Origin of the sequence: Larkinella arboricola (assembly GCF_003259745.1) — a bacterium.
GTDB lineage: Bacteria > Bacteroidota > Bacteroidia > Cytophagales > Spirosomataceae > Larkinella > Larkinella arboricola.
The window spans coordinates 159,274-173,009 of the sequence record NZ_QLMC01000002.1 but is presented as its reverse complement, the minus strand read 5'-3'; the positions used below and the strand labels follow the sequence as shown (position 1 = coordinate 173,009).

Annotated in this window: 12 protein-coding genes; 3 read left to right on the top strand and 9 right to left on the bottom strand. The window is 51.9% G+C overall.

Features of this window, described 5'->3' with window-relative positions; all coding sequences use genetic code 11:
- The first annotated feature begins 65 nt into the window (after window positions 1-65).
- Window positions 66-830 (top strand): methyltransferase domain-containing protein, encoded by a 765-nt coding sequence (locus tag LX87_RS07775; protein WP_111627657.1) that lies wholly within the window; start codon window positions 66-68, stop codon window positions 828-830.
- Window positions 831-849: 19 nt separating this feature from the next.
- On the opposite strand, the gene LX87_RS07770 is transcribed toward LX87_RS07775, so the two are convergent.
- The 8 genes from LX87_RS07770 to LX87_RS07735 all read right to left on the bottom strand — a co-directional run bounded on the left by LX87_RS07770 (window position 850) and on the right by LX87_RS07735 (window position 11,583).
- Entirely contained in the window at window positions 850-1,833 is a 984-nt protein-coding gene (locus LX87_RS07770) for an NAD-dependent epimerase/dehydratase family protein (RefSeq protein WP_111627656.1), read from the bottom strand.
- A gap of 42 nt (window positions 1,834-1,875) precedes the next feature.
- Window positions 1,876-2,889 (bottom strand): glycosyltransferase family 2 protein, encoded by a 1,014-nt coding sequence (locus tag LX87_RS07765; RefSeq protein ID WP_111627655.1) that lies wholly within the window; start codon window positions 2,887-2,889, stop codon window positions 1,876-1,878.
- A gap of 43 nt (window positions 2,890-2,932) precedes the next feature.
- Window positions 2,933-3,577 (bottom strand): HAD family hydrolase, encoded by a 645-nt coding sequence (locus tag LX87_RS07760; RefSeq protein ID WP_111627654.1) that lies wholly within the window; start codon window positions 3,575-3,577, stop codon window positions 2,933-2,935.
- 13 nt (window positions 3,578-3,590) lie between these two features.
- Window positions 3,591-4,883 carry a glutamate-1-semialdehyde 2,1-aminomutase gene (gene hemL, locus LX87_RS07755; protein WP_111627653.1) on the bottom strand — a complete coding sequence of 431 codons (1,293 nt, stop codon included), beginning with the start codon at window positions 4,881-4,883 and terminating at the stop codon, window positions 3,591-3,593.
- Between the two features lie 136 nt (window positions 4,884-5,019).
- Window positions 5,020-6,672, bottom strand: coding sequence for an ABC transporter substrate-binding protein (locus LX87_RS07750; RefSeq protein WP_229310585.1), 1,653 nt, complete (start codon window positions 6,670-6,672; stop codon window positions 5,020-5,022).
- Between the two features lie 157 nt (window positions 6,673-6,829).
- Complete coding sequence (yidC, locus tag LX87_RS07745) at window positions 6,830-8,686, bottom strand: membrane protein insertase YidC (RefSeq protein WP_111627651.1); 1,857 nt, start codon at window positions 8,684-8,686, stop codon at window positions 6,830-6,832.
- 125 nt (window positions 8,687-8,811) lie between these two features.
- Window positions 8,812-10,476: a CTP synthase gene (pyrG, locus tag LX87_RS07740; protein WP_111627650.1), complete on the bottom strand. Its 1,665-nt coding sequence runs from the start codon at window positions 10,474-10,476 to the stop codon at window positions 8,812-8,814.
- Window positions 10,477-10,602: 126 nt separating this feature from the next.
- Window positions 10,603-11,583 carry a GlxA family transcriptional regulator gene (locus LX87_RS07735; protein ID WP_111627649.1) on the bottom strand — a complete coding sequence of 327 codons (981 nt, stop codon included), beginning with the start codon at window positions 11,581-11,583 and terminating at the stop codon, window positions 10,603-10,605.
- Window positions 11,584-11,976: 393 nt separating this feature from the next.
- Between LX87_RS07735 and LX87_RS28755 the strand changes: the two genes are divergently transcribed.
- On the top strand, window positions 11,977-12,114 hold the full coding sequence (locus LX87_RS28755; RefSeq protein ID WP_170139324.1) for a GNAT family protein: 138 nt from the start codon (window positions 11,977-11,979) through the stop codon (window positions 12,112-12,114).
- A gap of 4 nt (window positions 12,115-12,118) precedes the next feature.
- Entirely contained in the window at window positions 12,119-12,505 is a 387-nt protein-coding gene (locus LX87_RS07730) for a GNAT family N-acetyltransferase (RefSeq protein ID WP_170139323.1), read from the top strand.
- Between the two features lie 71 nt (window positions 12,506-12,576).
- Here LX87_RS07730 and nspC read toward each other — a convergent pair whose 3' ends face one another.
- Complete coding sequence (nspC, locus tag LX87_RS07725; protein ID WP_111628322.1) at window positions 12,577-13,710, bottom strand: carboxynorspermidine decarboxylase; 1,134 nt, start codon at window positions 13,708-13,710, stop codon at window positions 12,577-12,579.
- Window positions 13,711-13,736: the final 26 nt, after the last annotated feature.

Here is a 13,736-nt window from a genome sequence, read left to right as displayed (position 1 = left end):
ATAATTGCGTATTCGGACTCCACGGCGGTTGGTAACGGTCGGCTGGGAGCCGCTTTTTAGGTGGTATGAAACAGCTCATCAGCTTTATTTTACGAAACGTACCGCGCCCGGCCTTGCAGCGCGTCAGCCATTACGCCATGAAAGTGATGATGGTGTTTTACCGGGGAAACAATGTAGAGTGTACGGTTTGCAGCAAACATTTCCGGGAATTCATGCCATTTGGGCGAACCAACCCACGCCCAAACGCCTTATGCCCCAACTGTCTGGCCCTGGAACGCCACCGGCTGATGAATCTTTACCTCGAGCGAAAAACCAACTTTTACCGGGATAAACTGAAAGTGCTGCACGTGGCCCCGGAATACTGCTTTATCGACCGGTTTGATAAATTACCCAACCTGGATTACATCACCGCCGATATTGAGTCGCCACTGGCAAAGGTGAAGATGGACATTCACCAGATTCCGTTTCCCGACAATACGTTCGATGTAGCGTTTTGCAACCACGTCATGGAACACGTTGAAGACGACGTGAAGGCCAGTAGCGAACTGCACCGCGTTCTGAAACCCGGCGGCTGGGCCATCATCCAGTCCCCGATTGACTACAACCGCCCCACTACCTTTGAAGACCCGACGGTTACGGACCCCAAAGAACGCGAACGGCTTTTCTGGCAGAGCGACCACCTGCGGCTTTTTGGCCGGGATTATGCGCAGCGGCTGGCCAAAGGCGGCTTCACCGTCATCGAAGACCGGTTTGTGTTTGAATTACCCCGGGAAGAAGTCAAACGGTTTTCGCTGCCTGCGGGTGAGGTCATTTACCTCTGTAAAAAATAGCGTAAGTTTTCCTGCACGTTTACTCCACCGGATACGGCCCTTCCGAAAAAGTATCGGCATGATAGTCTTTTGATCCGATCTGTTTGGCCAGCGGACTTTTCAATTCTTCGCCCGCTTCCAGCCGGTTAATGACGGCTTTAAAATCATGCCGGGGCTGCCAGCCCAGTTCGGTTCTGGCCCGCTCGTTGACGTATACCCGGTCAATATTTGGAAACATCCGCCAGCCCCGACGCTGGTAAGCGGCTTTGTATTCCGGCACCAGTCGTTCCACCACCCCGGTTGCGTTTACCCGAAGTTCCGCCGTGTCGTCCGGAGAGAACGGTGTTGTGGCGCTGATGATGTACGTTCCGAAGCCGATGGATTGCGCCCGTGCAGCCGCCACCAGATGGGCGCTTACTGCATCTTCAATGTCCACGCGTCGGAACAGATATTCGTTCGCTTTGACATTATCATCCGCAAACGCATCCCGCACGCCCTTGTTGTCATCGTCTTCGGGAAAAAACCGGGAGGTTCGCAGGACCAGGCACGGCAGGCCGTAATTTCGGTAAAAAAGCTGGCAAAGGTTTTCAGCGGCCGCTTTGGTAACTCCGTAGATATTTTTGGAAACAGGCGTCACGTCCTCCGTAATCCAGGCCGCGGGGGCTCCGGGCGGTGGCACGAGCGCGTCCCCAAAAACGCTGGTGGTGCTGGTAAAAATAAACCGTTGTACACCGGCAGCGAGGGCTTCCTGCAACAGATTGAGCGTACCGGTAATGTTGGTATCAATAAAATCCTGATGACTATGGGTAGCAACGTGCGGTTTATGCAGCGTTGCGGTATGAAAAACCGTTCCTACACCGTCCAGACAGCCTTGCACAAAGGTAGGATCGGTAATTGAACCAACGTGCGTTGTGAAAGGAGATGCCCGTTTATCCAGCCCCACAACCTCGTAATCCATACCTTTCAACGTGCGGGCCAGGGCTTCACCAAGATGTCCGGCACTACCTGTAACCAAGACTTTCATGCGGTAATTGTACTGAATATATCCTTAATTAATGGCATTCCGTTACGAAGGGTATTCCAGATTAGCCCCGGTTTCCTGATGGCCTTTGGGTTCACGCAGCCGTTTCCAGCCCTCTGTTAAAAAGCCGATTCCGTATCCGATCAGCTGAACAAAAGCCGCTCCCACACTCAGAAAAGCCACTTGCCAGCGTTTTTCTTTCCCGTAGGCATCCAGCAGAATCAGCACGGAGAACAACAACAACACCGATACCGCCAGCCCAAACAGAACCGGATGAATCAGCAACCAGATGGGTAGCGAAAAAACGAAGAGGGTGAAAAGCGCGGGAAACGTATGCACCAGCCGAAGTTCCGAGGGATAGAACCGGGCGATATTGATGCGGGCGCGGCCAAAAAACCGGAGCTGGCGGTAAAACTGCCCCAGACTCGTCCGGCGCTTGTGATAAATGAACGCTTCGGGCAGCAAGCCGGTTTTAAAGCCGGTTTCAATAATTCGAATGGCGAATTCGATATCCTCCCCCATCCGGCTGATTTTGTAACCGCCAATCGTCTCATAAACCTTCCGCGAAAACCCCATGTTGAAGCTGCGCGGATGGTATTTCCCACCCAGGTTTTTCTTGCTTCCCCGAATACCGCCCGTTGTAAAGGGAGAAGTCATCGAATAGCTGATGGCTTTCTGAATAGGCGTAAAACTCGGATGGGCCGCATCCGGACCGCCATAGGCATCGAGCCAATCCGTTTGCAGGTGTCGTTCAACGGCTTCAAAATAATGGGCAGGCACCAGCGCATCAGAATCAAAAATCACGAAATAGTTGCCGGTAGCCCGCTCAAAACCGTAGTTTCGGGTAAAGCCCTGCCCGCTATTGGGCTTAGAATAATAGTGAATAGTCAGCCGGTTCTTAAACGACTCCACCACGCCGTCCGCCCGGTTTACCGAACCGTCTTCAACCACCACAATTTCATCCGGAATACGGGTTTGCTGACAGAGCGTATCGAGCAGTTCGCGCAGTTCGTCCGGGCGGTTATAAACGGGAATGATAACAGAAAATCGGAGGGTCATTGACGAACAGGTTAATGAAAACACCACATTTAAGGCCAGAAAGTCAGTTTGCCAGCTTCGCTTCCAGCCAGTGCCGCAAATCCGACACCGAGAAAAGGAGCGCGTCCGGTTCCATCGAACGCAGCAGGTCCGGTTCGGCCGTTGCGGCCCAGGCCGCCGAGACAATGGGAACCCCGGCTTCCCGGCAGGCCGTTATGTCGCTGGGGGCATCGCCCACATAAACGACCTCATCGGGGGTAAGATTCCACTCGTTCAGAATGCGCTGGATGTTCTTTGCCTTATGCCCTTTCGTTAAATCGCCGTGGCCGATCTGCTCAAAGCAGTCGCGAATCTGGTAAAAATCCAGCGAAATGAGCGCACTCTTGAGGGCCTTACCGGTAACGAGCGCCAACCGGACATTCCGCTGCTTCAAAAACGCCAGCAGTTCTTCAACCCCTTCAAAAAGCGTCGGAACCTCGGAATGAAAGGCCACGTAATGCTCGTGGTAAGCAGCCAGCCCCTCGTCAAACCGGTCGGGAATCAGGACCTTGATGGTACCCTCTTCCGATGGTCCGAACGTTGCAATGATCTCTTCATCACTCAGCGTACGGCTCAGGTGCGGCTCAATTGCCATTCGGAACGCTTTGATACACAACGGCAGCGTATCAGCCAGGGTACCATCAAAGTCAAGTATAACGGCTTTTAACATGCACTCTAATTGATTACGCCCGCTCCACTACTTCTTTTAAGGATTCCTCATTCGCCCAGACAATCTGATCGACCAGTTGATCGGTCAGGGCAACCGACAGGAACAGACTTTCGAACTGGGAGGGAGCCAGGTAAACACCCCGCTTGAGCATGGCCTGAAAATACCGTCCAAACAGGGGCAGATCAGCGGTTTTGGCATCAACAAAATTGGCAACCGGGCGCTCGGTCATGAACAGCGTATACATGGAACCAATGTGGTTGATCGTAAAATTCAACCCCAGCTTGAGCAGGCTGTTTCGGAAACCGTCGGTGAGTTTGGCACCAGTTGCTTCCAGTTGCGTATAAACCTCCGGATGCTCGTTCAGATACCGCAACATCGCCAGTCCGGCCGACATAGCAATGGGATTCCCCGACAAGGTTCCGGCCTGATAGACGGGTCCAGCGGGTGAAACCATATCCATAATCTCCTTCCGACCGCCGTAGGCGCCCACCGGCATCCCGCCACCGATGATTTTACCCATCGTCGTCAGATCGGGCGTAACACCAAACCGTTCCTGCGCACCGCCTTTGGCCAGTCGAAAGCCGGTCATTACCTCATCAAAAATCAGGAGAATATCATTTTTATCGCACAAATCGCGTAAGCCTTGCAGGAAACCCGGATCGGGCAGGACACAACCCATGTTGCCCACAACCGGCTCCAGAATGACAGCCGCAATCTGATTCGCGTTGGCATTTATCAGTTTTTCGACGGCTCCCAGATCGTTGTAGGGAGCAGTCAAAGTATCCAGAGCCGTTGCTCTGGTAACCCCGGGGCTATCGGGCGTGCCCATCGTAATGGCCCCGCTACCGGCGGCAATCAGAAACGAGTCGCCATGCCCGTGGTAACACCCTTCAAATTTGATTAGTTTGTCGCGTCCCGTAAAACCACGGGCCACCCGAATAGCCGCCATTGTGGCTTCCGTTCCGGAATTAACCATCCGCACTTTCTCGACGGACGGCACCATTTCGACGATCAGTTCGGCCATTTCCACTTCTTTGCGGGTGGGGGCACCAAACGAAAAAGAATGCTGAATGGCTTCCCGGACGGCTTCTTCCACCGGCTCAAACGCGTGGCCCAGAATCATCGGACCCCACGAATTGATTAGTTCGATATACCGATTTCCATCCTCGTCGAACAGGTAAGCCCCATTCGCGGATTTAATAAACAGCGGATTGCCACCCACGGCCCGAAAGGCCCGGACCGGTGAGTTTACCCCGCCGGGAATCAATGTTTTTGCTTTCTCGAAAAGTTGTTCGCTCTTTGTCATATTTCAATGAGTGAATGAATGAATGAGTGAATGAGTGAATAGCTGCGCAGAAAGTAACTAATCAGCAACGCTATTCACTCATTCACCACTCCGGCGGTCCGGGTCATTCGCTCATTCACAATTAGGTTCAGTTCACTCATTTAGCCAGTACAAACCGGGTTCCGTCGAATTTGATGATGGGCACAACCTGGTTTTCATTGCTGACCGTATAGTCGTAGCCCGACAGCAGATAACCATCTTCCGGCTCGGCCCGGAGTTGAGACCGGTTGGTCAATTCCCCCCGGGTGCGGGCCAGCGCTCGGCCAAAAAACAGCAGCATGTCGTACCCCTGATAGGCGTAGGTCGACGGAATCAGGTTTCGTTGCTCCAGGTATTGTTCCTCAAACTCGGTCGTCTGCGGACGCTGCGGATCGACAAACTCAGGATATACCAGATACAGATCGTTTTTTATAAACGTTGACAACGGATCTTTCACAAAATCGAACGCCGAGGACGTAGCAATCACCGGCGCACTCACTTTTCGCTGGGCCAGAACCCGGAGTAGTTTCGGTCCCGCATTTTCATCGCTGCTAACCAGAAAAATATGGCCCGGCTTGCTGGTTTCAGTGATCCGAATGGCCTCCGGATCGTTCCCGATTTTCCGAAAATCCATCACTGCAAAGCCCAGCCGCTTCATTTCATTTTGGTACAGAACGGCCAGTGTGGAGTCCTTTCGGCTTGTTCCAAAATAAATGGCCGTTTTCTTAACCGTCGACAGCGTTCGGGCAAAATTGGCCGTTTTGAGTGCCTGCTGGTTTAGCGAAGGCGCAGCCAGGAAAGCCAGCGGCTGATTGGCCACCAGTTCACTGCTCGTCGAAATGGGGTTGACGAGCAAAATATTGTTTTTATTAGCGAACTCGGTGGCGATACGGTTCGGTTCGGCGTAGAGCGGACCAATCAGCAGATCATTCTGTACAAAAGCCGGATTGTTTACCAGAGCCGTCATTTTGGACGCGTCATTATCTACATCGTAGGCAAACAGATTAACCGTTATTCCCTCCGACTGTAGTTTACTTTTTGCCAGCTTCATGCCATTATACAAATCCAGCGCGTACTGATTCGAACGCCCTGTGGCTCCGGGATCAATCTCGTTGACGCGGAACGGAAACAGCACCGCCACGTTGTAATAGCCTTTGTTACGGTTTTTTTCCGGCTTTGAAGCCGTGCTTGTGCTTGCCGTCGGTTCGGTCGTAACAGGCCGCGTAACGGTCGGTACGCCAAACCGGTTGGATAGACGGTCCGACAGTTCCAGATCAGCCGTGGCCGTCGATGTGCGTTGAATCAGGCCGATCAGGGCCAGCGCCAGATTGCGATTGTCCGGAAACTCCTTCTGCATCTGCTTCAGACGATTCAGGTCGTTGATCTGGCTGAAATGATGGGTTTCGAGCTTACCGGCTTCCGTCTTCAGGGCCGAATCACCAATGCGGCTGAGGCTTTCCGTTCCTTCCTCATATTGCCCCCCTTCAAAATAAGCGGCACCCATCAGGTAGTGAGCATCGTCCATCATTTTCCAGTCTGGAAACCGATCCATCAACTGCTTCAGCATCATCCGGGATTCCGAAAACCGCTTTTGCCTAAAGTCAGCCAGCGCGTGGTAATAATAGGCAAACGGCACAATACCACCAGAACGCAGTTGGGTTAACGGTATTAACTCCGCTTTGGCCTTCACATACTCTTTTTGCTCAATGAAACGCACCGCCAACCGGAACCGTCGCTCGTTCGCATCGGTTTGCGCCAGTGCCGCGTGCATAGCCATCCACAAAAGAAGGCCTAAACTGAACGATCGTAAACGTGTCTGAGAGCGAGAAAATGGTTTCATCGATTTGGATACGGAAGCTGTACAAAACTAACAAAACCAACGCAGACGCGTTGGTTTTGGTTATTAATGATACCAAATTTCGGTTAACTTACTGCTTTTTGGCCCGTTTCTTGGCTTCTTCAGCTTGTTTCTTAGCATCTTCGGCCTGTTGAAGCGAACGTTGCAGCATCTCCTGGAATTTCGACTTCTTCACATCGCCCTTGGCAAACTTCTTCCGGTTTTCTTCCAGAACAGCCTTGATTTTATCTTCGTCGACAAACTTCCGGATCAGCAATTGCTGCGCGATCGTAACGACGTTGGACACGAAATAGTAGAAGGTCAAACCAGCCGGGAAAGAGTTCAGCACAAACATGAACATCAGCGGAAATACGTAGCTCATGGCCTTCATATTCACCGGACTGTTGGGCTGGGCGGGCGTCATCTGGTTGTTATAATACGCGTACGCCAAACTCGAAGCCGTCATGAAGATGGTAAACAAACTCAGGTGAGAGCCTAAGAACGGAATCGTGAACGGGAATTTGATAAACGAATCGTAGGTCGACAAGTCATTCGACCACAGGAACGTCTTCTGCCGAAGCTCAATCAGGTTCGGAAACAGGAAGAACAGCGACATCAGGATGGGCATTGTTGCCAGCACCGGAATACAACCGCTCAGCGGACTAACACCCACCTGCTGGTACAGCTTCATGGTTTCCTGCTGTTGCTTGGCCATGTCGTCGCCCACTTTCTCGCGAATCTCATTTACTTCCGGAGCCAGCACGCGCATTTTCGCCATGCTGACATACGAACGGTAGGTCAACGGTGTCAGCAGCAGTTTTACAAAAACCACCAGCACAATGATCAGCACACCGTAGTTCGAGATAAACTGCTCCAGGAAGTTGAACACCGGCACAAAAAAGTACTTATTAACCGGCTTCAGTATAGCGTACCCCAGGTAAACGTTGCGGTCAAATTCGGGTGCCACTTCGTCGAGCAACTGGTAGTCGTTCGGCCCGAAGAAAAACCGAAAATTCCCTTTGCCGCTTTTTACATCGGCCATCGGAATCATCACATCGGCAATGGCGGTTTTGACCGTAATGGGGTCGTTGGGATTTACCTGCGTTTTGAAAACGGCATTTTTGAATGGGCTGCCTTCGGAAATAAATCCGGCCAGAAAATACTTGTGCTTGATGGTAAACCACTTAACGGGTTCCTCCAGTGTGGCCTCCTGATCGCTGGTTCCTTCCGATAGACCATCAAAATTCTCGTCGGCCGACAGGTAGTTAATGGTAGCCGATTTGCGGTTTTCGGTCATGTCATTCTCGAACTGCCGCATCTTATCCTGCCACAGGAACCGGATATCATTGTTATTCACGATATTATCCAGCCCGTTCAGCTTCAGATCATAGTCCACCACGTAGCCTTTGGCCGGAATGGTATACGTCTGTTCGACGGTCTGGGTGGGCGACAGTGCCAGTCTGAACGTGATGGTTTGGGCATTTCCCTGAACCGTGGACTGGGCTGGCGTTGTTGTTTCAAAATACAGCTTTTCGACGTTGACCTTGCCGCGGTTGGTGGGCAATTCCAGCGCCATCTGGCTGCTCTGTTCGTTGATCAGGACCAGCGGTTTCTGGTCGTAGGTCTTATAATTTTTCAGCAGAACCTCCTTCACGCGTCCGCCCTGCGTACTGAACGTTACCCGAATGTCGGGGTTTTCAACAACAATATCGCGGCTTTGACCGCTGGCAGCCGCGGCAAAATCACCGTACAGGCGACGGGAAGCAACCGAATCCAGGGGTTGTTCGGCGGGGCCACTAGTGGCTTTCTGGGCAGTTTGTTGGGAAGGAGCAGAAGTGGTTTTTTCCTGTTCGGGTTTGAGTTCCGGAGCGGGCTTCGGCATCAGCAGTTGGTAGCCCAGCAACATCCCCAGAATCAATACAATACCAATAATTTGATTACGATCCATTTTTTTCGATTAATGCCTAAAGCTCAAGGTTTAATCCGCACAGCAGACGCAGAGGGACGGCAGCACGGGTTAAACCTCAAACTTTAAACCAATTTTAGTCCGCAAAAGTACGGATAAGCCTATGCTTAACCAACATTTGCCGTTGTGTCAACCATGCGTTTTTCCTGAGAGTGCCCCAGCGACGCCCGCACGAACTGCACAAACAACGGATGCGGGTCCATCACCGTACTCCGGAGTTCGGGGTGAAACTGCACGCCCACGAACCAGGGATGGTTTTTCAGCTCCACAATTTCAACCAGACCGGTTTCCGGATTGATTCCCGTCGCGGCCATCCCGGCTTTCTCAAACTGACCGATATACTCGTTATTAAATTCGTACCGATGACGGTGACGCTCACTGATTTGCGTCTTTCCGTAGATCTTATACGCCAGCGAATCTTTCTTGATTTTGCAGGGATACGCGCCCAGCCGCATCGTGCCCCCTTTGTTGGTCACCTTTTTCTGGCTTTCCATCATGTCGATAACCCGGTGTGACGCATTTGGGTTCATTTCAGCCGAGTGCGATTCGGTCCAGCCCAGCACGTTCCGCGCAAACTCGATGCAGGCACACTGCATACCGAGGCAAATACCGAGGAAAGGCACGCCGTTTTCGCGGGCACACCGGATGGCATTAATTTTTCCCTCAATACCGCGTTCGCCAAAACCGGGTGCTACCAGAATACCGTCGAGATCGCGCAGACGCTCGGCCACCTGGTCAAAATCGCCCAGCGTTTCCGATTGAATCCACTCGATGTTGACCTTGCACTCGTTCTCGGCACCGGCGTGAATAAACGCTTCGGCAATGGATTTGTAGGCATCACGCAGTTCGACGTATTTCCCGATCAAACCAATCGTAACGCTATCCGTCGGATTTTTCAGATGCCCCAGAAACTCCTTCCAGCTATCGAGGTCGGCGTCCTGATCGTTGTAAAGGTCGAGCATATACAACACCCGCTGATCAAGTTTCTCTTTCTTCATCAGCAGCGGAACGTCATAGATGGTTTCGGCGTCGATGGCTTCGATAACCGAATTAACCTGCACGTTGCAGAAGAGGGCAATTTTCCGGCGGATGTCGTTGGGCAGCGGATGTTCGGTGCGGCAGACGATGATGTCGGGCTGAACCCCGTTTTCGAGCAGCATCCGAACCGAGTGCTGCGTCGGTTTGGTTTTCAGCTCACCCGCCGACGCCAGATACGGCACCAGGGTCAGGTGAACCACCAGCGTGTCGTGCTCGCCCAGCTCAAATTTCAACTGCCGGACAGCCTCCACAAACGGAAGCGATTCGATGTCACCCACACAACCACCAATTTCGGTAATCACGATGTCGTATTCACCGGTTTCGCCCAGCAGGCGGATGTTGCGTTTGATTTCGTCGGTAATGTGGGGTACGACCTGTACCGTCCGCCCGAGGAAATCGCCCTTGCGTTCGCGGGTGATGACGTTGTTGTAAATCCGGCCCGTGGTAACGTTGTTGGCCTGTGAGGTGCGAATATTCAGAAAACGTTCGTAGTGCCCCAGATCGAGGTCGGTTTCTGCGCCGTCGTCGGTGACGTAGCATTCGCCGTGTTCGTAGGGATTGAGCGTACCGGGATCAATATTTATATATGGATCGAATTTTTGAATCGTGACCGACAGGCCGCGAGACTGAAGTAATTTTGCCAGCGAAGAAGCAATAATGCCCTTGCCTAATGATGAAGTTACACCGCCCGTAACGAAAATGTACTTAGCGGTTTTCTGACCGGATGAAGCCATGTCTGAAAACGAATTGGGATTGTTACGGGATATAAAGGTACGGAAATTTCCGGAGAAAAGGCGGACCTGGTCCGATAAAAAGTTAAGAAATACCAGTAACCGGCTGACGGTCAGCGGAACGGCGGGTTAGGCAACAGCCGCCATCTTATTGTATTTGTTCCGGTATTCGATCGGCGACAGTCCCGTGATTTTTTTAAAGATCGTCCGGAACGCTTTTGTGTCTGAATACCCGACGTCGTACATGATTTCGTTAATGTTCTTCCGGCTGATTTCCAGATTCTTCTTGGCCGCTTCGATTTTCACGCGCTGAATGTATTCGGCTACGGTATTGGAGGTGGCTTTCTTAAACCGGCGCTCCAGATTCCGCCGGCCCAGGGCGTGCATCTCGGCCAGTTGATCAATGGTTATCTTGTCCTGAAAGTTGTTTTCGATAAACTCCTGCGCCTTTCTGACCGGCTCATCCTCGTGTTCCTTCTGCCCCCGGAAAATCGTAAACGGCGACTGCGTGTCCCGGTCAAGCTCAATGGCAAACACCTTGGCCAACAGCACGGCGAGATCGCGACCGGCGTATTTTTCGATCAGGTACAAGATCAGGTTGAGGTACGAGAAGGCCCCTCCGCTGGAATAAATACCGAATTCGTCGGTAATGATTTTCTCCGTCACCAAGTTTACATCCGGGAACCACTTCCGGAAGTCGTTGGCGGCCATCCAGTGCGTAGCGCAACTCCGTCCCTTCAGCAAACCGGTCGAAGCCAGCAGAAAAGCGCCCAGACATAAACTGGCCACCTCCGCTCCGCTTTTGTAATGATGGGTAATCCAGGGTATGAAATCCTGATTTTTTTCAACGGCCAGCCGCAGATCACCATCGAGGGCAGGAATGATAATTAAATCGGTTTTTTTTACTTCATCGATCAGAACATCGGTATGGGCCGTAAATAAACCGCCACTCAGCGGGGTCTCTTTGGAAAGCCCCACCAACTGAACCTGAAACATGGGAGGAGCGCCTTTCGCGACAGCGAACTGATTGACCTGCGTAAACAGCTGGCGGGTTCCTTCCAGACTACCTAAAATAGCCCCGTTAGGGACTAAAATCGATATATGTTTCATAGTTCCAAAAGTATACAAAAAGGCCTATTCTCTTTATTCACCGTGCTGGGATCCCAAAGGCTGGCCTACTAACGAGTTTGTCTTGCAAACCGACCTGTCGGGACTTACCCAGCGTCCGCAGATCGTTCTGTACCATAAGCATGATGCTGTCATGCTATTCTCTCATTGGACCATTGTGCAGGTTAATGCCGCAGCCTACGGCTCGTGAGCTGGACACTTATGGAAATCTCTTTGAGAAGGCTGCCCGGAATACGACACTAATACAAGGCAAATATAAAGAAAAACAACTATCAAACACTTGTATTATATCGATAAAATTTAAACCTATTTGCGCATCTCGCTATTTAAATTTCAAACGTTGGTAATTTAGCTAATCCTACGGAGCAACCGATTATGGGAACACGCGTCTGCCTGCGCCCCGCGACCTTATCAGATCGCCAATCGATTTATGAGTGGCTGGCCCACTCGGATCTAACCGCCCTCATGCTGGGTCCGCCCACTTTTCCGGAGAATCCGGCCAACTTGGAATGAACTTGTGAGCGACTATGTCGAGCATTATTTTGACGGTTCCCAGCCGCTACTGGGCCGCTGCTTCGTCATCGAAGTGAATAACCAGCCTATCGGACAAATCAACTACAACGCAATCAATACCAGCGACCTATCGACCGAACTGGACATCTGGCTGGCGGGTAGCCAGTACACCAATAAAGGCTACGGAACCAACGCCCTGCTTACACTCTGTAACTATGTACATAACGAGTTTGGCTGCACAAAATTTATGATTGCGCCATCCCGACGAAATCCCTGGGCAATCAAATCCTATCAAAAAGCCAGCTTTGTCGAATCAGCGTTTCATTCAGGGCATTGTTCGACCGAGTATGAGGATACCGTCGTAATGATCAAGACAATGGTAAAACAGTGAGATCAACGGGAGGGCTTCCTGGTCTTAACCGCTATAGCAATTCCAAAGACGCCGAAAATCCCAGCGTTACCTTAACTCAACCGGTCTTTGAAGCTTTCGTAGCCGTAGGTTTTCACCAGCCGGAAGGTTTTGTCTTCCTGCCAGATACCGATGGCGGGCAGATTAACCCCGTTAAAGGTGGTGGTTTTCACCATCGTATAGTGAATCATGTCGTCAAAAATCACCCGGTCGCCAACGTTCAGCGGCTCATCGAAGCTGTAGTCGCCCATGAAGTCGCCGGCCAGACAGGTCATGCCGCCGAGCCGGTAGGTAGGCTTTCCGGCCACGGGTTCGTGGTACGAATTCAGAATACGGGGTTTGTACGGCATTTCGAGCGTATCGGGCATGTGTGCGGCAAAAGACGTATCCAGAATAGCCACCTCAATTCCCTGGCTGTTCACAAGGTCCAGCACGGTCGAAACCAGGACGCCCGTTTGCCAGGCGATGGCCGAACCGGGTTCCAGAATCACCTGTACATCGTACTTCTGCCGGAAAGCCGTCAGCAACTGAACCAGGTGGTCGGTGTTGTAGCCTTCTCGCGTCATGAGGTGCCCTCCGCCCATATTCACCCATTTAGCCTGATGCAGTAAATCGGCAAAGCGGCTTTCCAGAGCTTCGAGCGTCCGTTCGAGCGTGAACGAATCGTTTTCGCAGAGCGTATGAAAATGAATTCCTTCAATGCCGTCGGGCAGCGTATCCCCGATCAAATCCCGGGTAATGCCCAGCCGGGAACCCGGTACGCAGGGATTGTACATATCCGTACCTACTTCCGAATACTGCGGATTCACGCGGATTCCGCAGGAAACGCCCGAATTCATTGCGCGGTCCTTATACCGCTCCCACTGGCTCAGCGAGTTAAAAGTAAGGTGGCTGCTGCGTTCCAGAATTTCGTCGAACTCATCGTCGCGGATGGCCGGGATGTACGTATGCGCCTTTACGCCCATGTACTCGTTCACTAGCTTGATCTCGTTTAGGGAACTGGCGGTAGCTCCGGGTAAATACTGCTTGACCAGCGGAAAGGCGCTATACATCGAAAAGCCCTTGAGGGCCAGAATAATTTGAATACCCGCCCGCTGCTGAACGGAATTGATGAGTTCCAGATTGGCGCGGAGCCTGGCTTCTTCCAGGACAAAACAGGGCGAGGGAATATGGCTATAGTCAATCATCAGATCGTGCAAACTTGGTTTTTCAA

Bases quoted from the DNA above. Each gene is read 5' to 3' on its own strand.
- pyrG (WP_111627650.1), bottom strand. From the start codon at position 10,476: ATGGCTTCATCCGGTCAGAAAACCGCTAAGTACATTTTCGTTACGGGC.
- nspC (WP_111628322.1), bottom strand. From the start codon at position 13,710: ATGATTGACTATAGCCATATTCCCTCGCCCTGTTTTGTCCTGGAAGAA.
- LX87_RS07735 (WP_111627649.1), bottom strand. From the start codon at position 11,583: ATGAAACATATATCGATTTTAGTCCCTAACGGGGCTATTTTAGGTAGT.
- LX87_RS07750 (WP_229310585.1), bottom strand. From the start codon at position 6,672: ATGCACGCGGCACTGGCGCAAACCGATGCGAACGAGCGACGGTTCCGG.
- LX87_RS07760 (WP_111627654.1), bottom strand. From the start codon at position 3,577: ATGTTAAAAGCCGTTATACTTGACTTTGATGGTACCCTGGCTGATACG.
- LX87_RS07765 (WP_111627655.1), bottom strand. From the start codon at position 2,889: ATGACCCTCCGATTTTCTGTTATCATTCCCGTTTATAACCGCCCGGAC.
- LX87_RS28755 (WP_170139324.1), top strand. From the start codon at position 11,977: ATGGGAACACGCGTCTGCCTGCGCCCCGCGACCTTATCAGATCGCCAA.
- hemL (WP_111627653.1), bottom strand. From the start codon at position 4,883: ATGACAAAGAGCGAACAACTTTTCGAGAAAGCAAAAACATTGATTCCC.
- LX87_RS07770 (WP_111627656.1), bottom strand. From the start codon at position 1,833: ATGAAAGTCTTGGTTACAGGTAGTGCCGGACATCTTGGTGAAGCCCTG.
- LX87_RS07775 (WP_111627657.1), top strand. From the start codon at position 66: ATGAAACAGCTCATCAGCTTTATTTTACGAAACGTACCGCGCCCGGCC.
- yidC (WP_111627651.1), bottom strand. From the start codon at position 8,686: ATGGATCGTAATCAAATTATTGGTATTGTATTGATTCTGGGGATGTTG.